A 25,245-nucleotide genomic window follows, 5' to 3' on the forward strand; every position below is an offset into this window, starting at 1 on the left:
AAACCGGATAGCGCGATAATGCATCGCAAATGCGATGCATGGAGCGAACGAATGAAAAGCGCTACTTTTCCGTCAGTGCGTGTCGAGCCCGAATTGCGGGCTGCGGCCGAGGAGGTGCTACAGGAAGGCGAAAGCCTCTCCAATTTCGTGGAGCAGGCTATCCGCGACAACATCACGCGGCGCTTGAATCTTCGTGAGTTTGTCGTGCGCGGGCTCGAGTCGCGCGAAGAGGCAAAGCAAAGCGACGACTACGCGCTCGCTGACGACGTGCTCGCCGGCCTCGAGACACGGCTTGTGAAAGCGAAAGCCAAGGCCAGAGCAAAGAAGAATCGATGACGTATCAGGTTCGTTTCACGCGCGCGGCCGTGGCCGACCTTGAAAGACTGTACGACTTCATCCTCGAACGGGACGAGGCGGATTTCCGGCTTGCCGAACGCGCGTTGCAAGCGATCCGTGATGGTATCGCCACGCTTCGCACGTCGCCGTTCACCTGCCGCAAGGCGCAGCGGGATACGCCGTTCCTGCGTGAACTGCTGATCACGTTTGGCCGGTCAGGCTATCTCGCCCTGTTCGAAATCGAGGACAGTCAGACAGTGACCGTGCTGGCGGTACGCCATCAGCTAGAGGATGATTACCACTGACCGAACTTCCGGCGCACCGCCATGGTAATCAAAAACCTTCTCCGAAGGCTCGACCTCACGACGCTTCAACTCTTTCTCGCCGTCTATGAAGAAGGCACGCTCACGCGTGCCGCTGAGCGCGAGGCAATCGCCGTTTCCGCCGCGAGCAGGCGTTTGCTCGAACTCGAACAGGCGGTCGGCGCGACGCTGTTTCAGCGCACCGCGCGCGGCATGACGCTGACGCCGGCGGGCGAAACGCTGCTGCATCACGCGCGCCGCGTCATGCGCGACATCGAAAACATCGGCATCGAACTGGCCGGCCACGCGAGCGGCGTGCGCGGCTACGTGCGGATGATGGCCAATCTGTCGGCGATCGTCGAGTTTCTTCCCGAAGATTTGCGAGCGTTCCAGTTGCAGCACGAGCGCGTCAAGCTCGATCTCGAAGAGCGGCCGAGCGGCGGCGTGGTCCAAGCCGTGGACGACAGCCTCGTCGATCTTGGCATCTGTTCCGGCGACGCCGACACGCACGACCTGCATGTCGAGCACTATCGGCGCGATTCGCTCGTGCTCGTCATGCGCGACGATCATCCGCTGGCGGCGCGCGCGAGCGTGGCGTTTGCCGAAACGCTCGATGGTGATCACGTCGGCCTGCACGCCGCGAGTTCGATCAACGCCCGCACGCATCTGGCCGCGCGCCAGGCGGGCAAGCCGCTGCGCCTGCGCATTCACGTGCCGGGCTTCGACGCGGTGTGCCGGATGGTGCAAGCCGGTATGGGCGTCGGGGTGCTGCCGCGCAAGGTCTATCAACTGATGGGCGCGCCGCTCGGCCTCGTCGGCACGCCGCTGGAGGACGACTGGTCCGAACGCAGCCTCGTGCTGGTGGTGCGCGACGTCGACGCGCTTTCGCCGGTGAGCCGTTTGCTGTTCGACCACTTGCGCTCGATCGAAGCAACCGAAGCAGCGAAAGCAACCGGGACCGCAGAAGCAGCCGAGGCCGGCCAAGCCAACCCACGCCACTGACGCCCCCACCCGCCGCCGTCAAACACCGAGCGTTCGCCGTTCGCGAACGGTCGTTGGCGAATTGCGGTTGGACGCCGCCGCCACGCCGCTCCTAAGCTGTCTTCCAATACGAAACCAGCTTCGGAGACAGCACTATGGGTGGACCCCTTCAGGGTATCCGCGTCGTCGAGATCGGAACCCTCATCGCCGCGCCGTTCGCCGCGCGCCTCATGGCCGAGTTCGGCGCCGACGTCATCAAGATCGAAGCCCCCGAGACCGGCGACCCCCTTCGCAAATGGCGCAAGCTGCACGAAGGCACCTCGCTCTGGTGGTATCTGCAGTCGCGCAACAAGAAGTCGGTCTGCGTGAACCTGAAGTCGGCGGACGGCGTCGAGATCGTCAAACGGCTCGCCGCCGATGCCGATGTCGTGATCGAAAACCTGCGGCCTGGCGCGCTCGAAAAGCTCGGCCTCGGCTGGGACGTGCTGCACGCGATCAACCCGAAACTGACGATGGTCCGCATCTCCGGTTACGGCCAGTCCGGCCCGTATCGCGACCGGCCGGGCTTCGGCGCGATCGGCGAAGCGATGGGCGGGATTCGCTATACGACCGGCGAAGTGGACGGCGCGCCGGCGCGCGTCGGCGTGAGTCTCGGCGATTCGCTCGCGTCGCTGCACGGCGTGATTGGCGCGCTGATGTCGCTGCTGCGCGTGAAGACTGGACAGGGCGAAGGCCAGGTGGTCGACGTGTCGCTGGTCGAGAGTGTGTTCAATCTGATGGAAAGCCTCGTGCCGGAATACGACCTGCTCGGCCACGTGCGCGAGCGCAGCGGCGGCGCGTTGCCGGGCATCGCACCGTCGAACACGTATCGCACCGAGGACGATGGCTACGTCGTGATCGCCGGCAACAGCGATCCGATCTTCAAGCGCCTCATGCAATTGATCGGCCGCCCCGATCTCGCCGACGATCCGGCGCTCGCGCACAACGATGGCCGGGCGAAACAATCGGCGATGCTCGATCAGGCGATCACCGCGTGGACCTCGCGCCACGCGACCGACGACGTGCTGGCCGCGCTCGAACGCGCTGAAGTACCGTCGGGCCGCATCTATTCGGTGGCCGACATCGTCGCGGATCCGCACTACCAGGCGCGTGACATGTTGCTGCAAGCGCAATTGCCGGGCGGCGCGTCGGTGAAGATGCCGGGGATCGTGCCGAAGCTGTCGGACACGCCGGGCGAGGTGCGCTGGCAAGGGCCGACGCTCGGCGAACATACCGGCAGCGTTCTCGGCGAACTTGGATTTGACAAGGAAGACATCGAGCGGCTGCGCCGCGAAGGAGCCGTGCAATGAACGCCGCCGACAACGACGCCCATTTCGACAAGCTGATCGTGCAGGAAGTCTCTCCGCGCGACGGCTTGCAGATCGAGCCCACGTGGGTCGAGACCGTCGACAAGATCGAACTGATCGATTCGCTATCGACCGCGGGGTTCACGCGTATCGAAGCCGGCTCGTTCGTGTCGCCGAAAGCGATTCCGGCATTGCGCGACGGCGACGCCGTGTTCCAGCAGATCGAACGGCATCCCGGTGTGATCTACGTCGCGCTGGTGCCGAACCTGAAGGGGGCCGAGCGTGCGCTTGCCGCGCACGCCGACGAACTGAACCTCGTGATGTCCGCGAGTCAGACGCACAACCGCGCCAACATGCGCATGAGTTGCGAGTCGTCACTGATGGCCTTCGACGACATCGTGCGGCACGTGCAGGGCGCCGGTGTGCTGCTGAACGCGACGGTGGCGACTGCCTTCGGCTGCCCCTTCGAAGGACGGATCGACGAAGACCGAGTGGTCGGCATCGTCGATACGTATCGCGAGATGGGCATCGAGGGCATCACGCTCGCTGACACGACCGGCATGGCGAACCCGCGCCAGGTGAAACGACTGGTCGCACGCGTGCTCAAACGGCTGCCGGCCGCCGCGCTCACGCTGCATTTTCACAACACGCGCGGGCTGGGTCTCGCCAATGTGCTGGCCGCATACGAAGTCGGCGCCCGCCGCTTCGATGCCGCGCTCGGTGGCCTCGGTGGCTGCCCGTTCGCGCCGGGCGCTTCCGGCAACATTTGCACGGAAGACCTCGTGAACATGTGCGACGAGATGGGCATTCCCACTGGCGTCGATCTGCCGAAGCTGCTTGCGCTGTCGCGTGGTTTGCCTGCGTTGCTCGGCCACGACGTGCCTGGGCAACTCGCGAAGGCGGGCCGCAATTGCGACGTGCATCCGGTGCCCGAATACGTTCTGCAAATCTGATTTCCCCCAAAACCGACTGATCGATTAACCGACTAAACGACCGGACGGCCTCGCCGAATCCGGCATTGGAGACAAGCATGAGTGACCTGGGCGCAGTTGCAAGCGGCGGCCGTCAGGATAGCGCGGACGACCTCGTGGCCGTCATCCGCAAAGTCGCGTGGCGGTTGATGCCGTTGATCATGATCTGCTATCTGTTCGCGTTCTTCGACCGCATCAACATCAGCTTCGCAAAGTTCCAGTTGCAGAGCGATCTCGGTCTGTCCGATACCGCGTACGGCCTCGGCGCGAGTCTGTTCGTGATCGGCTATGTATTGTTCGAAGTCCCCAGCAATCTGTTTCTGTACAAGGTCGGCGCGCGGCGCTGGATTGCGCGGATCATGATTTCGTGGGGACTCGCGACGGCGGCGATGGTGTTCGTCAACAACGAATGGCAGTTTTATGGGCTGCGCTTCGTGATCGGCGCGATGGAAGCGGGCTTTGCACCCGGCGTGCTGTACTACCTGACGCTATGGTTTCCGCCGAGCTATCGCGGGCGTATCACGTCGATGCTGTTTCTGGCGTCCGCGTTCTCGGGGCTGGTGGGCGCGCCGCTCGCGGGGCTGGTGATCGGACACATGAACGGGGTGCTGGGCATGGCCGGGTGGCACTGGCTGTTCCTGCTCGGCGGGCTGCCATGCGTCGTGCTCGGGATCATGGTGTTGAAACTGCTTAAGGATCGCATCGAGGACGCGGGCTGGCTGTCGCCGTCGGAGAAGACGCTGCTGTCGGGGCAGATTGCGCAGCAGAGCCGTCATCCGAGCACCGGCCATTCACTGATGGGCGCGCTCAAAACGCCGGGCTTTCTGACGCTGGGGCTGGTCTACTTCCTGATTCAGGTGGCGTCGTACGGATTGAATTTCTGGACGCCGCACCTGATCCACGTCGCGGGCACCAACAACCCGACCATGATCGGCTTGCTGACGGCCGTGCCTTATGTCTGCGGCGCGATCTGCATGGTGGTGGTGGGCCGTTTGTCCGACGCGACCGGCGAGCGGCGCAAGTTCGTGTTCGGCTTACTGGTGATGTCGGCAATCGGCTTCTTTGCCGCAGGCTTCTTCGACAAGCAGACCACCTTGCTGGTGATCGCGCTGGCGGTGATGGGCGCGGGCGTGGTGGCGTCGATTCCGGCGTTCTGGGCGCTGCCGCCCAAGCTGCTCACAGGCGCCGGTGCGGCAGGCGGGATTGCGTTGATCAATACGCTCGGACAGCTTGGCGGGATCGTGAGCCCGATCATGGTGGGCCGGGTGAAGGATCTGACCGGGAGCACGACGCCGGCGTTGTATGTGATCGGCACGATGAGCGTGATCTGCGCGCTGATCATGTTGTACGGGATGCCGGAGTCGCTGCGGCGCAAGGAAGGGGCGCGGTGAGAGTGGGCGTGGAGCGTGTGGATGGACCGTCGGCGCGGCGCCTCGCAAAATGATGAGCCGGCGGCCTGCCTGCGACTGAACCGGCGGCAGAGAGGCCTGTCGCATCAATCACTTGGCTGGCCTGTGAGCAGGTTGTCCACAGGCTTGCCAACAAAAACAGGGGATAACTTTCACGCGTCAGCGTGTGTATCGGACTGTTTGAGAATTCAGGGGCAAATTGTAATTTTAGGAGTTGTCGGATAGTTGGGATAGAGCGTGCCCGATAAGGTGCTTGGGAAAACAACCAGGTGCGATTAGTAGGGACGACTATGAAAAGAGACGGAACCACCGTCGAGGCGGTATGTATTGCAACCCGCCTGCTGGCTGCACTCATGCTTGTCATGTTCGCGTTCGGAGCGAATGCGGCCGACTGCTTTTCGCTTTACGCACAGTCCGGTGCAACGCCTGGTACGCCGAGCTGCAAGCTTACCGTGACCAGCAACACGCCGGGTGGCCTCGGCAATTACGCCTGCATCAATGACCTTGCCCAGATAGATCAATGGTGCAACACCCCCCAACACCGCCTGACGACTCTACGCCGGACGACTCCTGTCCGGTGGCGGACCCGGTGTTGCCAGCAAAGGGGATTGTCGCGCTTTCCGAAGCCGATTTTCAAAGCGGCGGCGTGTCGCCAATCGTCTTCAGGCGGGTCTATCTTTCGAAGCCCTATGGGGCGAGACAACGGAACTGATGCTGAGTGATCAGTCGCAGGTTCCTTATCCGACCCTCGTGCCGGATGTGACGGCCTCTGCGAAGAGGTCACTGCTCTACAGTGCTGTCTTTGGAGCAGGAAGCGCAACCGGTGGGATGGTGAAGTGCAGTGCCAGGGAAGATCATGAGGACGAATGCTTCGCTCAATACAATGCTCAAATGACTCTGTGCTCGTCGTTTGCTCCGGCAATGGGCGGCGTGCGGGCAGTCGCTCTATGTAAGCAGAGGGCATTCCAAACCTACCAACAGTGCAGAGGGTACTAATGGCTCAACATCCGCCGTATTCCGTGGTTGTGACCTACTTCGAAGATCGTCAGGAGATTGCAGTGCAAGCTGTTGATCGAGCCAGATTGGCACCGATCGTGGCCGGGGAATTAGAGATACCAATCCTGCTTGACGAGCATGAGTTCAAGCTTGACGACGCGTTTGCACGTCGACTCGGATCAGGGATACTCACTCTGATTGCACTGGGCCAACCTGATATAAAACAGTATACGAGCTTTAGGCTGGACCCAATCGACTGATCGTCTGGACAGTAAGGTAGCGAGTCAAATGAGGTGTCTCTGAATGCTGTGAATACCCCTTTGCCGCTTTCGTTTTAGCGCCCGCACACGCGGGCGTTTCTTCCCGGAAACTCGCGGGGTGTCATTAATGACGCTGACCTTCGAGCCAGACATGAGCGCCGCTATTAATGGCTAATCATCCGCTGTACGGTGTTGTTCTGACCTACCTGGAGGATCGCCAGGAGTTTGCATTGCAGACTATCGATCGCGCTAGGCTGGAGCCGGTCATGACCGGAAGATTCGCAGTACCGTACGCCTGCTCATGCGGGCGTCATTTTATTGCTGTCAGGAACGGCAACAACTGTGAGCCGCGAGATTGCGGCGTCAGCGCATCAGAGGACATTAGCGCGCGACGTCTGGCGCGCAGCTGATCGAGCACCGAGCACTGGGCGCTGTGTCCAGCGAATGCATTCGACAGATATCGGCAGTGGGGCTATTGATGGCTAAACATCCGCCGTATTCCGTGGTTCTGACCTACACCGAAGATCCTCAGCAGTTGATCATGCAAGCTGTAGATTCAGCCAGGCTGGCTCCGCTCAAAAGCGGAATTATGGAAGTGCCGTTTTTTGTGGACGATGAGGAGTTCAAGTTTGACGACGAACTGGCGCGACAGCTTGGAGTTGCAATGCTCAATGTGATTGCGTTGGGCCGACCTGACATCAACCAACACCTCGCCGTCACACAGGAGCCGATCGACAGGCCGTTAAAAAAGTAATTGCGCATTGATCGGGTAACTTGAGAGAACGATGCTCGATGATCGCGATGGTATGGTCTGACGTTTGCAGGTATAGCAACAACAGTGGGAACTTTATTGCAGCGGCGGCGGGACCTTGGTGCCGCCTGTTGCCCTACGATTTGATCTTGTCATTCTTTAGTGCAGGGAATATTGATGGCAGTTGATCCACCGCGTTCCGTGGTTCTGAACTACGACGAGGAGCAGCAACGGCTGACGGTGAAGTTAGTTGAGCCGGCCAAGCTGGCCCCGCTCCTGGCCGGATTGTTCGAAGTGCCAATCCTGTTGGATGATTTCGATTTCAGGCTTGACGACGAATTCGCGCGACGGCTTGGAGTCGGAATGCTTAATGCGATAGCGCTGGGTCAGCCTGACATCAAGCAGTACATGACGCTTACGCTGCCCCCGGTCAATAGGCCGTCAGGACAGTAAGTGACCTGATGTGAAGCGTGGCAGGAGGGCCGATCTTCGGCTTCGCATGCGACTGGACTACGACTATTTGCCGGCGCGCAAGCACGGGCGGAGGGCGATCAAGTGGACACCTGCAGAGGAGGCGGCCTAGGCGACCGCTTGAGAATCACCGGAAGTGATTTACGACGCCCACCTTGCGCAAGCGAGCTTTCCGCACCACCGACTGCGTACCGGCGACCAATGCTTACGCATGAACCGCGCGCCGATCCTGCTGCTGTATCAAGCACTTGGCGGGGATATGAGAAGGTTGTCCACAGGCTTGCCAACATTTTAGGTGGACAAGTTTTTGCTCTCGGCGCGGACGTTCAAACGCTCCCAACTATTACGACGCCAAAGGCACCCAACCTCAGGCGCCTCAAGTCTTCGACGACGACCCCGCCACCGCTTCCTGCGATTGCACCTGCAAAACCGCATCGCGCTTGTCGAGCAAATGCTGCCGCAGAATCGCGCTCAGCTTCTTGCCGTCACGTGCTTCTAACGCCTTCAGCATTTCATCGTGATCGTGAATCGCACTGTCCCACTTCGGAACCTGAAAGTTCGAACGGAACCTGAGTGCTTGCAAGCGCCGGTTCACCGCGATATAGGTTTGCCGCAGCGCTGAATTTCTCGCTGCCTCGTTGATCTTGTCGTGGATCGCCTGGTTGCGGCTGTAATAGCCGGGCAGATCGTTTTGCGTGCGGCACGCGAGCATCGCGTAATGCAGCGCCTTGATCTCGGCAAGCTCGGCAGCAGTCATGCGTTCCGCGGCCAGTTCGCCGGAAAACGCTTCGAGACCGCTCATCAGTTCGAAGGTCTCACGCAGTTCCGCCTCCGACATTTTCGACACCGACGCGCCCCGATTCGGCGAAATCTCGATTAGCCCTTCGGCGGCCAGCACTTTCAGCGCTTCGCGCAACGGCGTGCGCGAAATGCCGAGGGTCTCGCACAACTCCCGCTCGTTCAGTTTCTTGCCCGGCTCCAGCACCCCTTCGACGATAAAGCGGCGAATGTGCTCGACCACCGTGTCGTGCAGGCGCTGGCGCTCGACCTTCGGCATCAGCGGGGAGGCGGGCACGCTCGCAATGAAATCCGAATTTTGCATACAAAAACCCTCATCTCGCATGAATGGGAATTTTATCGGAAGCGGAAAGATTAGTTAATAGCGCGGGTAAACACCGGCGTTCACTCGCACATTTGGCCTTGGGAGCGTCCGGCTTCGTCTGATATAGTTTTTTGAATGCAAAATTCAATCGGAGGAGTTACATGCTCAAGCTAGACTTTCATCCCGCTGGACGTCACTTTCTGCAGATTCCGGGTCCGAGCCCGGTGCCCGACCGCATCCTCCGCGCGATGAGCTATCCGACCATCGACCATCGCGGCCCCGAGTTCGGCGCGCTGGGTCTGAAGGTGCTCGACGGCATCAAGAAGATCTTCAAGACGCAGCAGCCCGTTGTGATCTATCCGGCCTCCGGCACGGGCGCATGGGAAGCCGCGCTGTCCAACACACTGAGTCCCGGCGACCACGTGCTGATGTTCGAGACGGGCCACTTCGCGACGCTGTGGAAAAAGATGGCGGACAAGCTCGGGCTGAAGCCCGAGTTCCTCGGCTTGCCGGGCATCGAAGGCTGGCGGCGTGGGGTTCAGCCGCAGATGATCGAGGAGCGTCTGCGCGCCGACACGCAACGCACGATCAAGGCGGTGTGCGTCGTGCATAACGAAACTTCCACCGGCGTCACATCCGACATCGCCGCCGTGCGTCGCGCGATCGATGCGGCGGGCCATCCGGCACTGCTGCTCGTCGACACGATCTCGGGCCTCGCCTGTGCCGACTATCGCCACGACGAGTGGGGCGTCGACGTCACCGTGTCGGGCTCGCAAAAGGGCTTGATGCTGCCGCCGGGCATCAGCTTCAACGCGATCTCGCCGAAAGCGCTGGCCGCCAGCAAGCACGCGAAACTGCCGCGCAGCTTCTGGGACTGGAGCGAAATCGTCGAGATGAACGAGACCGGCTACTGGCCGTACACGCCTAACACGAATCTGCTCTACGGCCTGCACGAAGCGCTGGAAATGATTCTCGGCGAAGGGCTCGACAACGTGTTCGCGCGTCACGAGCGTCTCGCCGAAGCGACCCGCCGCGCGGTGCGCGCGTGGGGCCTGGAGATCCAGTGCGCGGACCCGGCCGTATATAGCCCGGTGCTGACCGGCGTGATGATGCCCGAGGGCATCGACGCCGACGCGGTGCGCAAGCTCATCTACGAACGCTTCGACATGTCGCTCGGCACGGGTCTCGGCAAGATGAAAGGCCGCATGTTCCGCATCGGCCACCTCGGCGATTGCAACGACCTGATGCTGCTCGCGACGCTGGCCGGCTGCGAGATGGGTCTGCGGCTCGCGGGTGTGCCCCTCAAGGAAAGCGGTCTGCCTGCCGCTATGGAGTGGTTGAGCCAGCCGGCCACGTCCGCGGGTTTGAAAGCGGCGGCCTGAATTGCGTCTTGTGCCGCAGCCCGGCATCGGCACAAGACGCCGGCCCATCAGCCTTGAAAGATAACAAGCAAGCAAGGCAGCAAGGGAGGGCAGGGAGCCCCCCTTCGAGAATTCGGCCAGCCGCGCATAGAACGCGGCCCGAACAACATGCAATGCGTCCGCGGCCGCGCGAGCGGCTGACGGTCAACGACGTGGCGCGCCACTCAGGCGCGTCGTCGACACATGCCATGGAGAGAGACGATGAAGCGGTTTCGTGTGACCAGTGCGACCAGTATCGTTCTAGTGATGCTATGCATCATGTACTTCATCACTTACCTTGACCGCGTGAACGTCAGCACGGCAGCGGCGGGCTTCGGCAAGGAATTCCAGCTTTCGCATACGCAGGTCGGCCTCGTATTCTCGGCCTTCGCGTATCCGTATCTGCTGTTTCAGGTGATCGGCGGCTGGGTGAGCGACCGCTTCGGCGCGAAACGTACGCTGCTGTTTTGCGGCGCGATCTGGGGCGTCGCCACCTTGCTGACCGGTTTCGCCGGCGGCCTGGCTTCGTTGCTGGCCGCGCGCGTGCTGCTTGGTTTCGGCGAGGGCGCGACGTTTCCCGCCGCGACCTCGGCGATGTCGCGCTGGGTCGCGAAGGAAAAGCGCGGCTTTGCGCAGGGCATCACGCACGCGGCGTCGCGCGTCGGCAATGCGGTAGCGCCCGCGCTGATCGTGCTGGTGATGGCGACCTGGGGATGGCGCGAATCGTTCTACATCTGCGGCGCGCTTAGCCTGCTGTGGGTCGTCGTGTGGGCGCTCACCTTCACCGAACATCCGAAGGATCATCCGCGCATCACGTCGGAAGAACTCGCGGTGCTACCCGCGCCGAAGCCGAAAGCGGCCGGCGTGCCGTGGAGCAAGCTGTTTCGCCGCATGGCGCCGGTCACGATCGTGTACTTCTGCTATGGCTGGACGCTGTGGCTGTTCCTGAGCTGGATTCCGCTTTACTTCCTGCGCAACCACCATCTGCAATTGCAGAAGTCGGCGATCTTCGCCTCCGTGGTGTTCTTCGCCGGTGTGCTCGGCGATACGCTCGGCGGCCTTGTGACTGACTGGATCTTCAAGCGCACGGGCAGTCTGAAACGCGCGCGCAGCTGGATGGTGTCGGTCTGCATGCTGTTCTGCCTGCTTTCGCTGATTCCGCTGATGTTCACGCACAACCTGATGCTGTCGATTGCGTGTCTCGCGTCGGGCTTCTTCTTCGCCGAAATGACGATCGGCCCGATGTGGGCGATTCCGATGGACATCGCGCCGGAATTCGCGGGCACCGCGAGCGGCATGATGAACACGGGCTCGGCACTGGCCGCGATCATCTCGCCGGTGGTCGGCGGCTTTCTGATCGACTACTTCGGCAACTGGAACTTGCCGTTCGTCGGCAGCATGCTGTTGATGGGCCTCGGCGTCGTGCTCGCGTTCCGCATGCAGCCCGAAAGCAAATTCGCTCTCGACCAGGCGGACAACTCGCATGTCCCGACCCGCATTGGCGCGTAAGCACAAAGCACCCACCACGCTCAGTTCGCGATGAAAGACATGACCACCTCACTCAGCCGGCGTCTTGCCGAGGCACGCCGCGACCGGCTCACGCTCGACACGTTGCCGCCGCAGCAGATACCCGCCGACGCCGATGCGGCGTACGCGATCCAGCACGACATGCTGGGCATCCATGATGCGCGGATCGGCGGCTGGAAAATCGGCGCGAAGTCCGCGAGCGGTCCGATCCAGGGCGCGCCGCTGCCCGCTGCCGATCTGCACGCCGACGGCGCGCGTTTGGCGCGTGAAGGCTTTGCGCCGCTCGGGCTCGAACTGGAAGTCGCGTTTCGCTTCGGCCGCCGCTTCGAGCCGTCCCCCACGCCTTATAGCGAAGACGAGGTGATGGCGGGCATCGGTTCGATCGGCGCGACTATCGAAATCGTCGCGAGCCGGTATGCCGCGTGGCCCGACGTCGACAAGCTCGCGCAACTCGCGGATTTGCAGAATCACGGCGCGTTGATCGTCGGCGAGTTCACGCCGTATCGCGAGGACTTTCCCTTTATCGCGCCGTCGCTGCGTTTCAGTTTCGACGGACACGATGTGGTCGAGACGGCGCCTGCGAATCCGGCCGGCGACCCGCGGCGCTTGTTGACGTGGCTCGTCAATCACGCGAGTTCGCGCGGCATTGCCGTGACGCCGGAGATGGTCGTGACCGCCGGTTCGTACACCGGCATGTTTTTCCCGCGTCACGCGGGCACGGCGAGCGGGCGCATCGAAGGGCTCGCGCCGGTCAGCGTGACGTTGTACTAGGCGGCGGCTTCGCCCGTTCCCAGTCTCCTGCATTTCCACGAGCCGACGATATGACGAACCCCACCTCCGCTTTACTCGTCAAGCCGATTCATCTGGTTCCCTCCACCGCGCGGCTGACGAGTCCGCTCGCCCAGCTTCTGCGCAAGTCGCTGCGTGGCGACGTGCTGTTCGATGCGGCGAGTCGCGGCCGTTACGCGACCGATGCGTCGATCTATCAGATCACGCCGGTCGGCGTGGTGGTGCCGCGCGATCAGGACGATCTGCGCGTCGCGCTGGAGATCGCCCGCAGCGAGAAAGTGCCGCTGCTCGCGCGCGGCGCGGGCACGAGCCAATGCGGCCAGACGGTCGGCGAAGCGTTGGTGATCGACACGAGCAAGTGGCTGAACAACATCGTCGCGTTCGATGCGCAAGCGCGCACCGTCACCGTCGAGCCCGGCGTCGTGCTCGATCATCTGAACGCGTGGCTCAAGCCGCACGGGCTGTGGTTTCCGGTGGACGTGTCGACGGCCGCGCAATGCACGATTGGCGGGATGGCCGGCAACAACTCGTGCGGCTCGCGCTCGATCGAATACGGCAACATGGTGCACAACGTCGAGGCGATCGACGCGATTCTCGCCGACGGCAGCGAAGCGCGTTTCGCTTCGCTGCGCGAGACGCCGCAAGGCGCGCGTTTGCAGCAGATTCTCGACGGCGTGACGCGCATCGCCCAGCGCGAGCACGACGAAATCGTCGCACGCGTGCCGAAGGTATTGCGGCGCGTGGCGGGCTACAACATCGACCTGTTCGATTGCCAGAACCCGCGCGCTTATACCGATGACGGCTTCGCGAATCTCGCGCATCTGCTGGTCGGCTCGGAAGGCACGCTCGCCTTCAGTCGGCAATTGACGCTGAAGCTCGCGCCGTTGCCCGCGCATAAAACGCTGGGCGTGGTCAATTTCCCGACGTTCCGGCAATCGATGGAGTTGACGCAGCACATCGTCAAGCTGAAGCCGGTCGCGGTGGAACTGGTCGATCGCACGATGATCGATCTGGCGATGAGCAATCCTGCGTTTCGTCCGGTGATCAGCAAGGCGCTCGTCGATGAGCCGCAAGCGATCCTGCTCGTGGAGTTCGCGGGCGAGGATCGCGACGCGCAGCTCGCATCGCTCAGTCAGCTCTCGGAGCTGATGGCCGATCTGGGCCTGCCGGGTTCGGTCGTCGAGATGCCGGACGCGAACGAACAGAAAGCGTTGTGGGAAGTCCGCAAGGCCGGGCTCAACATCATGATGAGCATGAAGGGCGACGGCAAGCCGGTCTCCTTCATCGAAGACTGCGCAGTGCCGCTCGAACATCTGGCCGACTATACGAGCCGTCTGACCGAGGTGTTTCATCGGCACGGCACGGAAGGTACCTGGTATGCCCACGCGAGCGTCGGCACGCTGCACGTGCGGCCGATTCTCGACATGCGGCGCGACGGCGCGGTGAAGATGCGCGCGATCGCCGACGAAGCGGCCGCACTCGTGCGCGAATACAAGGGCGCGTATTCGGGCGAACATGGCGACGGTTTGTGCCGTGGCGAATGGGTCGCGTGGCAGTACGGGCCGCGGCTGAATCAGGCGTTCAGCGAAATCAAGACGCTGTTCGATCCCGACAACCGCTTCAATCCCGACAAGATCGTGCGTCCGCCGAAGATGGACGACGCGCGCCATTTCCGCTTCGCCCCGGGCTACAAGGAACAGCGCATCGACACGGCGCTCGACTGGTCGGCATGGAACGTCGAACGCGATCCGCTGACCGGCACGCAGACCTTGCCCGGCAGCGGCAACGATCTGTCCGGCGGTCTCGCGAAGGCCGTCGAGATGTGCAACAACAACGGCCACTGCCGCAAGTTCGACGCGGGCACGATGTGTCCGAGCTATCGCGTGACGAAGGACGAGCAGCACGTCACGCGCGGACGCGCGAATACGTTGCGCCTCGCGATCTCGGGTCAACTCGGCGAAGCGGGTCTCGCGAGCGACGACGTCAAGGACACGCTCGATCTGTGCGTGTCGTGTAAGGGCTGCAAACGCGATTGCCCGACCGGCGTCGACATGGCGAAGTTCAAGATCGAGGCGCGCGCGGCGCGCGTCAAGCGGCATGGGCTGCGTCTGCGTGACAGGCTGGTTGCCTTCATGCCGCGCTATGCGGCCACCGCGAGCCGCATGCCGGGTCTGATGGCGCTGGCCGATAACGTGCCAGTGTTGTCGGCGTGGTTCAAGCGTTCCGTGGGCTTGGCGCCCGAACGCAGTTTGCCGCGCTTCAGGAAGTCGTTTCTGTCGAATGCCGTGCCGGGCAAAGCGGCTCGAAGCGGCGACCTGAAAGAGGTGCTGCTGTTCGTCGACACGTTCAACAACACCATGGAGCCGGACAACGCGCGCGCCGCGCAGCAAGTGCTGGAGGCCGCCGGCTATACGGTGCATTTCAATACGCGCCAGGGCGAGCGGCCGGTGTGCTGCGGCCGCACGTTCCTCGCGGCGGGGCTCGTCGATGAAGCGAAGCAGGAAGCGCGGCGCATGCTCGATCTGTTCAAGCCGTTCGTGGAGCGGGGCGTGCCAATCATCGGGCTGGAGCCGTCGTGCCTGCTTTCGTTGCGCGACGAGTTTCTGCACTACGGTTTCGGCGTGGAAGCGCAGCGGCTGTCGCAGCAGGCGTTTCTATTCGAAGAGTTTCTCGTGCGCGAGGAAAAGGCGGGTCGCTTGCAGCTTGCATTGAAGCCGTTGGCCGCGCAACAGGCGCTGGTGCATGGCCATTGCCATCAGAAGGCCTTCGATGCGTTCACGCCCGTGCAGACCGTGCTCAAGTGGATTCCGCAGTTGAAGGTATCGACGGTGGAGTCGTCGTGCTGCGGCATGGCCGGCAGCTTCGGCTACGAAGCCGAGCACTATGCGACGTCGCAGGCAATGGCGGAATTGTCGCTGTTGCCCGCCGTGCGCAAGATCGACGGCAATACGGTGATGGTCGCGGACGGCACGAGCTGCCGGCATCAGATTCACGACGGCGCGGGCGTCGATGCGGTTCACGTGGCGCGGGTGCTGGCGATGGCGTTGCAGTAACGCCGGCCCTTGGTTCAAACGCCGACGGCCTGCCGGAACATGGTAGGCGCCACGCCGACGCTTTCGCGAAAGCGGTGGCTGAAATGGCTGGCGTTCGCGTAGCCGCATTGTTCGGTGGTGTTTCTCGACCGGCAGCCGCGCCGGCCACCGTGCGAGGAGAGTTTCAGGTGAGTATTTTCGGGAGGCAAAAAGGCGCCTCAAACGCTTGCTGGTGAGCCTTTTCGGGAGGCGATTGTCTGTCTGGCAAAGCGCTGCGCTGCCCACGAATTAATCACATGGGTAGACGAAGCCCTCGAATCGCCGTATAATCGTCGCTCCCTAACCGCGAAATCGCAGCTAAATAGCTTCAGTTAGAAGGGGTTGAATGCAACTAGAGGTACATTGCATCCATCCCGGCACCGGTCAAAAACCGGTCTTCCAAAGGGGTACACAGCCCTTGGGACAAGCGGCTGAGCGCCGCCGCCCACCTCATCGATGGATCTGGCGCCAGTTTTGCTACTGGCTAGCCAACGGGGTCACCAAGCAGTTCACCGCCCAACACCCTCGCGCCGGGCAACCAACCCACGCCCGGCACCACTCGGTTCAATTCGCGGCACCTGCCGCGTCCCGAACTTCCCATTCGCAGCGTCGTCACGGCGCCTGTGCGGCGCGGCTATTTGCGCGCGTCGCCCGAACAAGGAGGCGCATCGTCATGATTCATCGTCCTGCCAGACTGATTGGCAGTCTTGTAGCCATCGGCATTGTCGTCGTGTTGCTGTGCCGTGCGATCGACCCCGGCGCACTGCATCAGTACGCGCCCGATCTCGTCTACTACACGAAACGGCACCTGCTACTGGTCGGCTACTCGATGGCCCTCGCCTTGCTCGTCGGCATACCCGCCGGCATCTTGCTGAGCCGTCCGTCGTTCGCGCGTCACGCTGAACGCTTCATGCAGATCTTCAACATCGGCAACACGATTCCGTCGTTGGCGGTGCTGGCCATCGCGCTCGGCATCTTCGGTATCGGCGATATTCCGGCGCTCGTCGCGCTATTCCTCGCTTCCTTGCTGCCGATCACGCGCAATGCGTACGAAGGCATGAAGAACGTTTCGCCCGCGCTGCGAGAGGCGGCGCGCGGCATCGGCATGACCGGTTGGCAGTCGCTCGTGCGCGTCGAATTGCCGAACGCGATGCCGATCATCATCGGCGGTGTGCGCACGGCGCTCGCGATCAACGTGGGCAGCGCGCCGCTCGCGTATCTGATTGGCGCGGACAGTCTCGGTACGCTGATTTTTCCCGGCATTTATCTGAACAATCAGCAGCAGCTTTTGCTCGGCGCCGCGGCGACCGCGATTCTCGCGCTGGTGCTGGACGGCATTGTGTCGGCCGGCAGCCGGTATCTGCTCGCACGACGTGGGGTGGCGGCATGATCAATCTGTTCAAACGCAGTGGCCGGCGATCCAGCCGCTGGATCGCAGCCGGCGCGCTGTTCCTCGCGAGCCTTCAGGCGAGCGCGGCGACGCTGGTGCTCGGTGGAAAAAATTTCACCGAGCAGTACGTTCTTACCGAGATCACCTCGCAATACCTGCAATCGAAGGGCTACACGATCGATGCGCGCACCGGGCTCGGCAGCACGCTGTTGCGCAGTGCGCAGGAGAACGGCCAGGTCGACGTGGTATGGGAATACACCGGTACGGCGGCCATCGTCTACAACAAGATCACCGAAAAGCTCGATCCGAAGACGATGTACGAGCGTGTCAAAGAGCTCGACGCGAAACGCGGCCTGATCTGGCTCGATGCTTCGCCGCTGAACAACACGTACGCGCTCGGCTTGCCGCAGGAACTGGCTCGGCAAACCGGCATCCGCACGATTTCGCAACTTGCCGCGAAGCTCGCGGCGGAGCCGAAAAAGAAGCACGTGTTCGCGATGGACGCGGAGTTCGCCAATCGTCCGGATGGGCTGAAGCCGCTCGAAGCGGCCTACGGCATGGCGTTCAGCCGCGCGGAAACGCGCCAGATGGACCCGGGCCTCGTCTACACGGCGCTGCATAACAACCAGGTGCCGATCGGCCTGATCTACACGACGGACGGCCGCGTGAAGGGCTTCAACATCATGCCGCTCGAAGACGATCGTCACTACTTCCCCGCGTACAACGCGACACCCGTGGTGCGCAAAGCGATCCTCGACCAGAACCCGCAACTCGCGACACAATTGAACGCGCTGTCCAACGCGCTGAACAACGACGTCATGCTCGAGATGAACAAGCAGGTCGACATCGACGGTAAGCCTGTGCGTGAAGTCGCGGCGGAATTCCTGCGCACGCACAAGCTGCCCTGAGCGGAGACCTTTTATGACTGTATTCGACTATCTATCGGCCAATTGGCCTGAACTGCTGCAACTGACCGCGCAACACGTGTGGCTGGTGGGCATCGCGGTGGGCTGCGCGATCGTCGTCGGGGTTCCGTTGGGGATCCTGATCAATTGGCACGAGTGGCTTGCCGCGCCGTTGCTGAGCATTGCCACCGTGGTGCTGACCTTGCCGTCGATCGCGCTGTTCGGTTTGATGATTCCGGTGTTTTCGCGCTTTGGCCAAGGTATCGGCGCTGTGCCGGCGATCACCGCCGTGTTCCTCTATTCGCTGCTGCCGATCATGCGCAACACCTACCTCGCGCTGCGCAACGTCGACGCGGGCATCAAGGAAGCCGGCATCGGTATCGGCATGACCGTGTGGCAACGGTTGCGCCTCGTCGATCTGCCGCTCGCGGTGCCGGTGATTCTCGGCGGCGTGAGGACGGCCGTGGTGATGAACATCGGCGTGATGACGATCGCCGCGGTGATCGGCGCGGGTGGCCTCGGCACGCTGATCATCCGCGCGATCGGCCAGAGCAACATGATGAAACTGTTGGTGGGCGCGGTGCTCGTGAGCTTGCTCGCGATCGTCGCCGACCTGCTGCTGCAAGCGCTGCAACGCCTGCTGACACCGAAGGGAGTGCAAAAGACATGATCGAACTCGACAAACTGACAAAGACGTTTACGCAGAAGGACGGCCAGCAGGTCAAGGCTGTCGACTCGGTGAGCCTGACGGTCGGCGAAGGGGAAATCTGCGTGTTTCTCGGCCCGTCGGGGTGCGGCAAGACCACGACGCTGAAGATGATCAACCGTCTGATCGCGCCGACTTCGGGCCGCGTGCTGATCAACGGCGAAGACACTTCCGGTCTGAACGAAGTCGAATTGCGCCGCCACATCGGCTATGTGATCCAGCAGATCGGCCTGTTCCCGAACATGACGATCGAGGAGAACATCACGGTCGTGCCGCGTCTGCTCGGCTGGGACAAGAAGCGCTGCCGCGAGCGGGCCGTCGAGCTGATGTCGATGGTCGCGCTCGATCCGAAGCAATATCTGAAGCGCTATCCGCGTGAATTGTCGGGTGGGCAACAGCAGCGCATCGGCGTGATCCGCGCGCTGGCCGCCGATCCACCGGTGCTGCTGATGGACGAGCCATTCGGCGCAGTCGACCCGATCAATCGCGAGTCGATTCAGAACGAGTTCTTTCAGATGCAGCGTCAATTGAAAAAGACGGTGATCATGGTGAGCCACGACATCGACGAAGCGATCAAGCTCGGCGATCGTGTCGCGGTGTTCCGCCGGGGGCAGCTGGTGCAGTACGATCATCCGGATACGCTGCTCGCGCACCCGCGTGATGAGTTCGTCGGCGCGTTCGTTGGGCAGGACAGCACGCTGAAGCGCCTGTTGCTGGTGAAGGCCGGCGATGCCGCCACGCAACCGGAAACGGCTCGCGCCGATATGCCGGCGGCGCGAGCGTTCCAGATAATGGATGACAGCGACAATCGCTATCTGACCATTGTCGACGACAACCAGCAGGCGCTCGGCTACGTGACGCGCCGCGCGGCGCGCGCGGGGCAAGGCGTGTGCGGCGATCATCTCACGCCGTTCAAGGCGACGGTCAGCGCCGATGAGCATCTGCGCATCGTGCTGTCGAAGATGTATCAGTTCAACTCGTCGTGGATGCCGGTGCTGGATGGTGACGGCCGCTATGTCGGCGAAGTGACGCAAGACTCGATCGCGGATTATCTGAGCTCCGGACGGTCGCGTCGCCAGACGGGACAGCCGGCGATCGTGTCGCCTGCCGTCGCCGCTGCGGAAGCGGCTGCCGCGCATTCGTAACGCAACTCGCGCGGTAAAGCAGTAACACTGTACGCGGGCCTTTTGCTTCGTCGAAGAAGCGAAGGCCCGCTTTTTCCTCAAGCGCCACCGCGCTCGTCCAGGTTTTTCAGGCGACCCCGTCGCACACCACACCACGAAGCAATTGCCGCCGCATCCGCGGTCGATGCGCGGAATGCATTGGCACGCGAAATTCGTATAGCAAGTTATTACGAGGTAATTCTATGCGAATCGTATTAATTGATGCAGATAAAATTCTAAAGATATTTTTTTTAGGATTTGTTAGCGATTTTTATATGAGAATATAAAACGTCAATATTGACATATGCGCATTGGCCGGTCGCTGTGCATATCAGCGAAACCGCGCCATGTGCCTGCCGTGCGCATTTCGTGCCTCGCAAGGAAATGCCGTCGTGAAACTCCTCTCTCGCCTGGGCGTGGCTGTCGTCTTAATCCATAGCCTTATTCCCCTGAATGCGTCTGCGCAATCGCAACTCAACTACGCCACTTCATGGATCGGCAATAGCTTCGGTTTTGGCGACGGCAAATGGATGCAGCAGGATATTCAGGCCATTAGCGTCGGCGCCGACGGCACCGTTTATACCAATTCCCCCTGGGATGAGAGCGGCAGTGAAATCGCCGCCTATCGCGCGGGCGACAAACTCGCGGTAGCCGGTTCGACACACGGCTGGGGCGCGGCCGGCGGCGACGCGGTCGCGGTGAACCACACCTACCTGTATGCGGCGATGTCGATCGGCAACCAGAGCAACACGCTCGTCGGCGCGGACTATCCGCCGGCCAGCCAGACCTGGTACGGCGTCACGCGCCGCACGCTTGCGAATCTGGCGACCGGCGCGCCGTTCGGCGGCGGCATCGGCAACAGCGCGAATGCGACGAAGAACAGTTTCCTACCGGTGCAAACGGTGATGACGGGCACTGACGCAAGCATCCGCGGCCTTGCCGCCAGCGACACAGAACTGTACGTGGCCGATACCTACGGCAACCGGATCGTGGTGTACGACGCGGCGTCGATGCAGCCTTTGCGCTCGTGGAGCGTGCCTTCGCCGGGACGCATCGCGGTGGACACCGACTCGACGCTCTGGGTGCTGAGCGGCGTTTCGTCCGGAACCCTAACTATCTTGCACTACACGGCCAATGGTGCCGCGCTCGCCAGCGCGTTGACGGTGCCGGCCGGCACGGTGCCAGCCGACATCACGGTGACGCCATCGGGGCAGATTCTCGTTGCTGACAACGGGCCGTTGCAGCAGATTTTCGTGTTCAACAAGGACACCAACGGTCAGCCGCAAGCCGGCGCGGCGATCGGCACGCGCAACGGCCTGTTTCACGCTATGAAGGGCGTGCCGGGCAACGTGCGTTTCAACGGCATCACGGGTATCGGCGTCGATCCGGCGGGCAATCTCTACGTCGCGCAGAACGGCGAGGGGCCGCGCGCGATCGGCTCGGCGTCGGTCGGACAAGGCGCGGTGCTCGAAAGCTACGTGTTCAGTTCGCGTGCATTCAACTGGCGGCTCTACGGACTGACGTTCGTCGACAGCGCCGCGTTCGATCCGGCCACGCCGAACTCCGTCTACACGGGCTCGAAGCGCTTCACGCTCGACTACAACCAGCCCACCGGTCGCGAATGGTCGTATGCGGCCTTCACGCTGGACCGTTTCGACTATCCAGGCGACCCCGCATTCCACCAGCCACGCGGGGTGCGTGGCGAGCCGATGGTGCGCCGGATCAACGGCAAGCCGTTTCTCTACACGCTCGATCCTGGCGCGCATTATCTGAACGTCTATCGCTTCGATGCGGCGCATGGCGAAATGGCAATTCCCTCCGGCCTGCTCGCGCAGAATCCGCAGCCGGGTTCGTGGCCTGCCGGACAGCCGGCTTACGGCGAATGGCTGTGGCGCGACAGCAATGGCAACGGCACTGTCGACGCCAGCGAAATCAGCAGCAATCCATCGACCGGCAGCGCGGTCGGCAATGGCTTCTGGTGGGTCGATTCGCCGGGCAACGTCTGGCTCGCCACGCCGTTGAGCGGCATCCGCGAGATGACGTTGCAAGGCTTCGACGCCGCCGGTAATCCGATCTACACCTACGCGAGATCGAACATGTTCGCGATGCCGCAGCCGTTCACGCGGCTTGCGCGGCTCGTGTATGTCGCGGAAACCGACACGATGTACCTGTCCGGTTTCACGAGTGCGATTCCGTGGGACGCCGCCCATTGGAAGGAAGCGGGCCCGGTGCTCGCGCGCTACGACAACTGGAGCTCCGGCACGCCGACGCAACAGTATGCGATCTCGCTGACGTGGAATACCCAGAGCAATCCGCAGACGACCACGGTCGGCGTCGCGGTGGCGGGCAATTACATCTTCGTCGCGGAGCTGTACACGGCGAAGGTTGATGTGTACGACGCGCGCACGGGCCAGGCGGTCGGCTACATGACGCCGGGCGCGAGCGTCGGCAACACGAGTGGCTGGGTGGACGTCTATCTCGGCATCAGCGCGGCGCAGCGCGAGAACGGCGAGTACGTGGTCCTGCTGGAAGACGACGCCCGCGCGAAAATCCTGATGTATCGTTGGACGCCTTGACGTGAATCGCGCTCGGCCCGATCACGAATAGACGGCGGCGCGCGATCGGTATATAACAACACGAAAGGATGGCTTGTTCACCGGCGCATCTTCATCGACGCATCAACAGGAGCGATGTTCCATCATGACTCAAGACGCTTCGCCTGAGCCGCCCACGGGTAATCGGCCCGACCTCGACAGCCTCGATGCAGCGCTCAGTCACGTGGATCAGCAGGTATCGTCCGGCGGCATTGCCTCGGGCGCGGCGAGAGGCATTCTGTACAGCCTGATCGAAACGCTCGGCACGTTGGTGGGCGATCCCGATCTGCCGGAGCACGCGCGTTCGGGTTACGAAGGGCTGCTGGAAGCCGCTCGCGAATTGCGCGCGAAGCTGGATCGCTGAAGCAGAGGGCGCCGCCGTTGCACGGGATGATGGCGGGCGGCGGCATGTCCACGCGTTGCACCGCTACCCGAAGCAATCCAGTCTCCTGTGATAAAACGGTGCGCTGTTTTCACCATTGCGCCTTTCTCATGTTTTCTGCGAGTGTATTCGCGCTGCTGACCGTCGGCATCATCGTCGTACTGATCACACCGGGGCCCACCAACACGCTGCTGGCCGCTGCCGGTTTGCGTCAGGGCGTGCGACGTTCGTTGCCGCTGATCGCCGGCGAACTCGCGGGCTATCTCGTGTCGATTTCCGCATGGGGACGCTTTCTCACGCACGCGTCGTATGCGCTGCCGTGGTTGCCGTCGCTGTTGCGCGTGGCGGCTGGCCTCTACATCGCTTACCTCGCCATCGACATGTGGCGTACGGCGGTTGCGTTGCCCGATTCGACGCTGCGCACTAGCGGCATGCGCACGTTGTTCGTGGCGACGTTGCTCAATCCGAAGGCCTTGCTGTTCGCCGGCACGATCTTTCCGTCCATCGCCTTCACGCACATGCCGGCCTATGTTCTCGCGATGCTGACGTTCGCGTGCCTCGCGGTGCCGATCGCGCTCGCGTGGATCGCATTCGGCGCGGCGCTCGGCAGCGGTAAGTTGTGGCTCAATCCGGTGAACATGCAGCGCGGCGCATCGATCGTGCTGGGCGTGTTTTCGCTATCGCTCGCGTGGGCGGCGCTACATTGAGCGTGCGTTCGCGCCGTGGTGGGTTCAGGCTTTTGCATCGCTGTCGGCGCTCAATGCTTCGAGCCAATCCGGCGGCGCCGAGGTGATCGCGAGTTGTGGCGTGCCGTGCCACTCGGCGCAACGTTGCAACGCGCGGCGCAGATCGCCCGCAAGCCGGGCGCTCAGACGCACGCCCGGTTCGATGTGCAGCGACTTCAGTTCGAAAATGCCCTGAGTTCGATGCGCCTTAGCATCCACGCGGCCGACCAGGCGGCCCCGGCTCAGTAGCGGCAACACGAAGTAGCCGTATTTGCGCTTCGCGGCGGGCGTATAGCATTCGATCACATAGTCGAAATCGAACAGCGCGGCGGCGCGCTTGCGATCCCACACCACCGGATCGAACGGGGACAGCACTGTCGTGACCGTCGATAGGAGCTTGCCGCTCGCCGCGTCGTCGAGCAGCGGCGCGAAGTCGCGATGCACGAACGTATCCTGTTTCCAGCTTTCCACTTGCACCGGGATCAGTTCGCCCACGTCGGCGAGCGCATGCAACTCGTCACGATAGGGACGGCGCGGCAGCCGGTAGTAATCGGCGACCCAATCGGCACGCGCGACGCCGAGCGCGCGGCAGGTACGGCGCAGCACCTCCGTGGTGACGCTGTGCGCCGGCGGCAGATCGCGGGCGTCGTCCCAACCGGGCAAGACGCGCTCGGTCAGGTCATAGACGCGATGAAAATTGCGGCGCTCCGCGACCATCAGCTGGCCGATCGCGAACAGCACTTCCAGATGACGCTTTTGCGGCTTCCAGTCCCACCAGCCGTTACTCGTGCCACTCTCGCGGACGAAATCCGCCGAGCGTACCGGCCCCGTCGCGCGGATCTGCGCGAGCAGCATTTCGATGTCCTCGCGATGTTGCTCGTGCCATTCGGCGGCATATTTCCAGCCCATGCCGCTCGGATCGAGCATGCGATGACGCAGCAGACCGTAATCTTCGATCGGCACGAAACACGCCTCGTGCGACCAGTACTCGAACAGTTTGCCTTCGGCGAGATGTGCGTCGAGCCATTGCGGCGGATACGCGCCGAGCCGGCTGAACAGCACGAGATAGGGGCTGCGCGCGACCACGTGAATCGTGTCGATCTGCAATTGCGCCATGCGACGAATCGTGTCGAGCACATCGGCCTTGACGGCCTTGCGACGTGGCGGCGTTAGCAAACCTTGCGCGGCCAGATGGAGGGTGCGGGCTGCGGAGAGCGGCAGAGTCTTCACGCGGGCGTCGGTCAGTGTGACGGCGAAGGGAGCGGGCAGGCGGCCCGGCGTGGATGAGCAGCCGCTACTGTAGCGTGAATACGGAGGATGGATCGGAGTGGGCGCGAACCGCGCAGCGCCTGCCGACCTTACCAGCCGCGCCCGTGATGCCGCTCCCAGCCACGATGGCGGCCGTGGTCGTGATGCCAGCCGCGGCCGCGATAGTCATCGCCCCGGTAGCCGTACCCGTAGACCGGCTGCGGCGCGTAGACGACCGGTGGCGGTGCATACACGACGGGTGGCGCGGCATACACCGGGCCCGGCGTATTGACGAATACGCCGACGTCCACCCGCGCCAGCGCGGCAGTCGATGCGCAGGCGGCGCTCAGGCCGAAGGCGGCGAATACGATCGCGCGTGTGATCATGCGAATCTCCATATCGAAAGAGCCGGCCATTCGC

The 25,245-nt window shown here is 62.6% G+C and carries 24 protein-coding genes and 1 pseudogene; 21 read left to right on the plus strand and 4 right to left on the minus strand.

Annotation, left to right across the window (positions count from 1 at the left end):
• The first annotated feature begins 18 nt into the window (after window positions 1-18).
• The 10 genes from CIC12_RS15615 (at window position 19) to CIC12_RS15655 (ending at window position 7,805) form a co-directional block, all read left to right on the plus strand.
• Window positions 19-336 (plus strand): YlcI/YnfO family protein, encoded by a 318-nt coding sequence (locus CIC12_RS15615; RefSeq protein WP_238812648.1) that lies wholly within the window; start codon window positions 19-21, stop codon window positions 334-336.
• Complete coding sequence (locus tag CIC12_RS15620; protein WP_168664983.1) at window positions 333-641, plus strand: type II toxin-antitoxin system RelE/ParE family toxin; 309 nt, start codon at window positions 333-335, stop codon at window positions 639-641. Before CIC12_RS15615 ends, CIC12_RS15620 begins: the two co-directional genes overlap by 4 nt.
• Window positions 642-662: 21 nt before the next feature.
• Window positions 663-1,640, plus strand: coding sequence for a LysR family transcriptional regulator (locus CIC12_RS15625; protein ID WP_168664984.1), 978 nt, complete (start codon window positions 663-665; stop codon window positions 1,638-1,640).
• A gap of 134 nt (window positions 1,641-1,774) precedes the next feature.
• Window positions 1,775-2,968: a CaiB/BaiF CoA transferase family protein gene (locus tag CIC12_RS15630; RefSeq protein ID WP_168664985.1), complete on the plus strand. Its 1,194-nt coding sequence runs from the start codon at window positions 1,775-1,777 to the stop codon at window positions 2,966-2,968.
• Complete coding sequence (locus tag CIC12_RS15635; RefSeq protein WP_168664986.1) at window positions 2,965-3,918, plus strand: hydroxymethylglutaryl-CoA lyase; 954 nt, start codon at window positions 2,965-2,967, stop codon at window positions 3,916-3,918. The genes CIC12_RS15630 and CIC12_RS15635 overlap by 4 nt, the downstream gene beginning before the upstream one ends.
• Window positions 3,919-3,995: 77 nt before the next feature.
• Window positions 3,996-5,327 (plus strand): MFS transporter, encoded by a 1,332-nt coding sequence (locus CIC12_RS15640; protein WP_168664987.1) that lies wholly within the window; start codon window positions 3,996-3,998, stop codon window positions 5,325-5,327.
• Between the two features lie 538 nt (window positions 5,328-5,865).
• Window positions 5,866-6,057 carry a DUF6531 domain-containing protein gene (locus CIC12_RS33875; RefSeq protein ID WP_446728016.1) on the plus strand — a complete coding sequence of 64 codons (192 nt, stop codon included), beginning with the start codon at window positions 5,866-5,868 and terminating at the stop codon, window positions 6,055-6,057.
• Between the two features lie 283 nt (window positions 6,058-6,340).
• Window positions 6,341-6,601 carry a hypothetical protein gene (locus tag CIC12_RS15645; RefSeq protein ID WP_168664988.1) on the plus strand — a complete coding sequence of 87 codons (261 nt, stop codon included), beginning with the start codon at window positions 6,341-6,343 and terminating at the stop codon, window positions 6,599-6,601.
• A gap of 478 nt (window positions 6,602-7,079) precedes the next feature.
• Window positions 7,080-7,355 carry a hypothetical protein gene (locus CIC12_RS15650; protein ID WP_168664989.1) on the plus strand — a complete coding sequence of 92 codons (276 nt, stop codon included), beginning with the start codon at window positions 7,080-7,082 and terminating at the stop codon, window positions 7,353-7,355.
• Window positions 7,356-7,529: 174 nt separating this feature from the next.
• Window positions 7,530-7,805 carry a hypothetical protein gene (locus CIC12_RS15655; protein ID WP_168664990.1) on the plus strand — a complete coding sequence of 92 codons (276 nt, stop codon included), beginning with the start codon at window positions 7,530-7,532 and terminating at the stop codon, window positions 7,803-7,805.
• A 394-nt stretch (window positions 7,806-8,199) separates the two neighbouring features.
• Here the strand turns inward: CIC12_RS15655 and CIC12_RS15660 are convergent, their stop codons facing one another.
• Window positions 8,200-8,925: a GntR family transcriptional regulator gene (locus CIC12_RS15660; protein WP_168664991.1), complete on the minus strand. Its 726-nt coding sequence runs from the start codon at window positions 8,923-8,925 to the stop codon at window positions 8,200-8,202.
• 161 nt (window positions 8,926-9,086) lie between these two features.
• Between CIC12_RS15660 and CIC12_RS15665 the strand changes: the two genes are divergently transcribed.
• The 4 genes from CIC12_RS15665 (at window position 9,087) to CIC12_RS15680 (ending at window position 15,694) form a co-directional block, all read left to right on the plus strand.
• Window positions 9,087-10,307 carry a pyridoxal-phosphate-dependent aminotransferase family protein gene (locus tag CIC12_RS15665; protein WP_168664992.1) on the plus strand — a complete coding sequence of 407 codons (1,221 nt, stop codon included), beginning with the start codon at window positions 9,087-9,089 and terminating at the stop codon, window positions 10,305-10,307.
• Between the two features lie 240 nt (window positions 10,308-10,547).
• The gene (locus tag CIC12_RS15670; RefSeq protein WP_168664993.1) at window positions 10,548-11,834 is read left to right on the plus strand and encodes an MFS transporter; all 1,287 of its coding nucleotides are present in this window, start codon (window positions 10,548-10,550) and stop codon (window positions 11,832-11,834) included.
• 39 nt (window positions 11,835-11,873) lie between these two features.
• On the plus strand, window positions 11,874-12,623 hold the full coding sequence (locus CIC12_RS15675; protein WP_168664994.1) for a 2-keto-4-pentenoate hydratase: 750 nt from the start codon (window positions 11,874-11,876) through the stop codon (window positions 12,621-12,623).
• Window positions 12,624-12,673: 50 nt separating this feature from the next.
• Entirely contained in the window at window positions 12,674-15,694 is a 3,021-nt protein-coding gene (locus CIC12_RS15680; protein WP_168664995.1) for an FAD-binding and (Fe-S)-binding domain-containing protein, read from the plus strand.
• Window positions 15,695-15,708: 14 nt separating this feature from the next.
• Here CIC12_RS15680 and CIC12_RS33160 read toward each other — a convergent pair.
• Window positions 15,709-15,807, minus strand: a pseudogene (locus tag CIC12_RS33160) (AraC family transcriptional regulator); the annotation flags it as partial.
• A gap of 578 nt (window positions 15,808-16,385) precedes the next feature.
• On the opposite strand from CIC12_RS33160, the gene CIC12_RS15685 reads away from it, so the two are divergent.
• From CIC12_RS15685 to CIC12_RS15715, 7 genes are all read left to right on the plus strand, one after another.
• Complete coding sequence (locus tag CIC12_RS15685) at window positions 16,386-17,102, plus strand: ABC transporter permease (protein WP_168664996.1); 717 nt, start codon at window positions 16,386-16,388, stop codon at window positions 17,100-17,102.
• A complete protein-coding gene (locus CIC12_RS15690; RefSeq protein ID WP_168664997.1) occupies window positions 17,099-18,010 on the plus strand; it encodes a glycine betaine ABC transporter substrate-binding protein in 912 nt (303 codons plus the stop codon). Before CIC12_RS15685 ends, CIC12_RS15690 begins: the two co-directional genes overlap by 4 nt.
• 13 nt (window positions 18,011-18,023) lie before the next feature.
• Complete coding sequence (locus CIC12_RS15695; protein ID WP_168664998.1) at window positions 18,024-18,677, plus strand: ABC transporter permease; 654 nt, start codon at window positions 18,024-18,026, stop codon at window positions 18,675-18,677.
• Window positions 18,674-19,858: an osmoprotectant ABC transporter ATP-binding protein OsmV gene (locus CIC12_RS15700; RefSeq protein WP_168664999.1), complete on the plus strand. Its 1,185-nt coding sequence runs from the start codon at window positions 18,674-18,676 to the stop codon at window positions 19,856-19,858. Before CIC12_RS15695 ends, CIC12_RS15700 begins: the two co-directional genes overlap by 4 nt.
• Window positions 19,859-20,268: 410 nt before the next feature.
• Window positions 20,269-22,452 (plus strand): hypothetical protein, encoded by a 2,184-nt coding sequence (locus CIC12_RS15705; protein WP_168665000.1) that lies wholly within the window; start codon window positions 20,269-20,271, stop codon window positions 22,450-22,452.
• Window positions 22,453-22,576: 124 nt separating this feature from the next.
• Window positions 22,577-22,834 (plus strand): hypothetical protein, encoded by a 258-nt coding sequence (locus CIC12_RS15710; protein ID WP_121320049.1) that lies wholly within the window; start codon window positions 22,577-22,579, stop codon window positions 22,832-22,834.
• A 128-nt stretch (window positions 22,835-22,962) separates the two neighbouring features.
• A complete protein-coding gene (locus CIC12_RS15715; RefSeq protein ID WP_168665001.1) occupies window positions 22,963-23,559 on the plus strand; it encodes a LysE family translocator in 597 nt (198 codons plus the stop codon).
• 24 nt (window positions 23,560-23,583) lie between these two features.
• On the opposite strand, the gene CIC12_RS15720 is transcribed toward CIC12_RS15715, so the two are convergent.
• Both CIC12_RS15720 and CIC12_RS15725 read right to left on the minus strand, forming a co-directional pair.
• Window positions 23,584-24,807 carry a DNA glycosylase AlkZ-like family protein gene (locus CIC12_RS15720; RefSeq protein ID WP_168665002.1) on the minus strand — a complete coding sequence of 408 codons (1,224 nt, stop codon included), beginning with the start codon at window positions 24,805-24,807 and terminating at the stop codon, window positions 23,584-23,586.
• A 128-nt stretch (window positions 24,808-24,935) separates the two neighbouring features.
• A complete protein-coding gene (locus tag CIC12_RS15725; RefSeq protein WP_168665003.1) occupies window positions 24,936-25,211 on the minus strand; it encodes a hypothetical protein in 276 nt (91 codons plus the stop codon).
• Window positions 25,212-25,245: the final 34 nt, after the last annotated feature.

This window comes from Paraburkholderia sp. SG-MS1 (genome assembly GCF_012275575.1).
GTDB lineage: Bacteria > Pseudomonadota > Gammaproteobacteria > Burkholderiales > Burkholderiaceae > Paraburkholderia.

What these genes read in the sequence shown, in the direction of transcription:
- CIC12_RS15615 (WP_238812648.1), top strand. Translation starts at nt 19, where the DNA reads ATGCATCGCAAATGCGATGCATGGAGCGAACGAATGAAAAGCGCTACT.
- CIC12_RS15620 (WP_168664983.1), top strand. Translation starts at nt 333, where the DNA reads ATGACGTATCAGGTTCGTTTCACGCGCGCGGCCGTGGCCGACCTTGAA.
- CIC12_RS15625 (WP_168664984.1), top strand. Translation starts at nt 663, where the DNA reads ATGGTAATCAAAAACCTTCTCCGAAGGCTCGACCTCACGACGCTTCAA.
- CIC12_RS15630 (WP_168664985.1), top strand. Translation starts at nt 1,775, where the DNA reads ATGGGTGGACCCCTTCAGGGTATCCGCGTCGTCGAGATCGGAACCCTC.
- CIC12_RS15635 (WP_168664986.1), top strand. Translation starts at nt 2,965, where the DNA reads ATGAACGCCGCCGACAACGACGCCCATTTCGACAAGCTGATCGTGCAG.
- CIC12_RS15640 (WP_168664987.1), top strand. Translation starts at nt 3,996, where the DNA reads ATGAGTGACCTGGGCGCAGTTGCAAGCGGCGGCCGTCAGGATAGCGCG.
- CIC12_RS33875 (WP_446728016.1), top strand. Translation starts at nt 5,866, where the DNA reads ATGGTGCAACACCCCCCAACACCGCCTGACGACTCTACGCCGGACGAC.
- CIC12_RS15645 (WP_168664988.1), top strand. Translation starts at nt 6,341, where the DNA reads ATGGCTCAACATCCGCCGTATTCCGTGGTTGTGACCTACTTCGAAGAT.
- CIC12_RS15650 (WP_168664989.1), top strand. Translation starts at nt 7,080, where the DNA reads ATGGCTAAACATCCGCCGTATTCCGTGGTTCTGACCTACACCGAAGAT.
- CIC12_RS15655 (WP_168664990.1), top strand. Translation starts at nt 7,530, where the DNA reads ATGGCAGTTGATCCACCGCGTTCCGTGGTTCTGAACTACGACGAGGAG.
- CIC12_RS15660 (WP_168664991.1), bottom strand. Translation starts at nt 8,925, where the DNA reads ATGCAAAATTCGGATTTCATTGCGAGCGTGCCCGCCTCCCCGCTGATG.
- CIC12_RS15665 (WP_168664992.1), top strand. Translation starts at nt 9,087, where the DNA reads ATGCTCAAGCTAGACTTTCATCCCGCTGGACGTCACTTTCTGCAGATT.
- CIC12_RS15670 (WP_168664993.1), top strand. Translation starts at nt 10,548, where the DNA reads ATGAAGCGGTTTCGTGTGACCAGTGCGACCAGTATCGTTCTAGTGATG.
- CIC12_RS15675 (WP_168664994.1), top strand. Translation starts at nt 11,874, where the DNA reads ATGACCACCTCACTCAGCCGGCGTCTTGCCGAGGCACGCCGCGACCGG.
- CIC12_RS15680 (WP_168664995.1), top strand. Translation starts at nt 12,674, where the DNA reads ATGACGAACCCCACCTCCGCTTTACTCGTCAAGCCGATTCATCTGGTT.
- CIC12_RS15685 (WP_168664996.1), top strand. Translation starts at nt 16,386, where the DNA reads ATGATTCATCGTCCTGCCAGACTGATTGGCAGTCTTGTAGCCATCGGC.
- CIC12_RS15690 (WP_168664997.1), top strand. Translation starts at nt 17,099, where the DNA reads ATGATCAATCTGTTCAAACGCAGTGGCCGGCGATCCAGCCGCTGGATC.
- CIC12_RS15695 (WP_168664998.1), top strand. Translation starts at nt 18,024, where the DNA reads ATGACTGTATTCGACTATCTATCGGCCAATTGGCCTGAACTGCTGCAA.
- CIC12_RS15700 (WP_168664999.1), top strand. Translation starts at nt 18,674, where the DNA reads ATGATCGAACTCGACAAACTGACAAAGACGTTTACGCAGAAGGACGGC.
- CIC12_RS15710 (WP_121320049.1), top strand. Translation starts at nt 22,577, where the DNA reads ATGACTCAAGACGCTTCGCCTGAGCCGCCCACGGGTAATCGGCCCGAC.
- CIC12_RS15715 (WP_168665001.1), top strand. Translation starts at nt 22,963, where the DNA reads ATGTTTTCTGCGAGTGTATTCGCGCTGCTGACCGTCGGCATCATCGTC.
- CIC12_RS15725 (WP_168665003.1), bottom strand. Translation starts at nt 25,211, where the DNA reads ATGATCACACGCGCGATCGTATTCGCCGCCTTCGGCCTGAGCGCCGCC.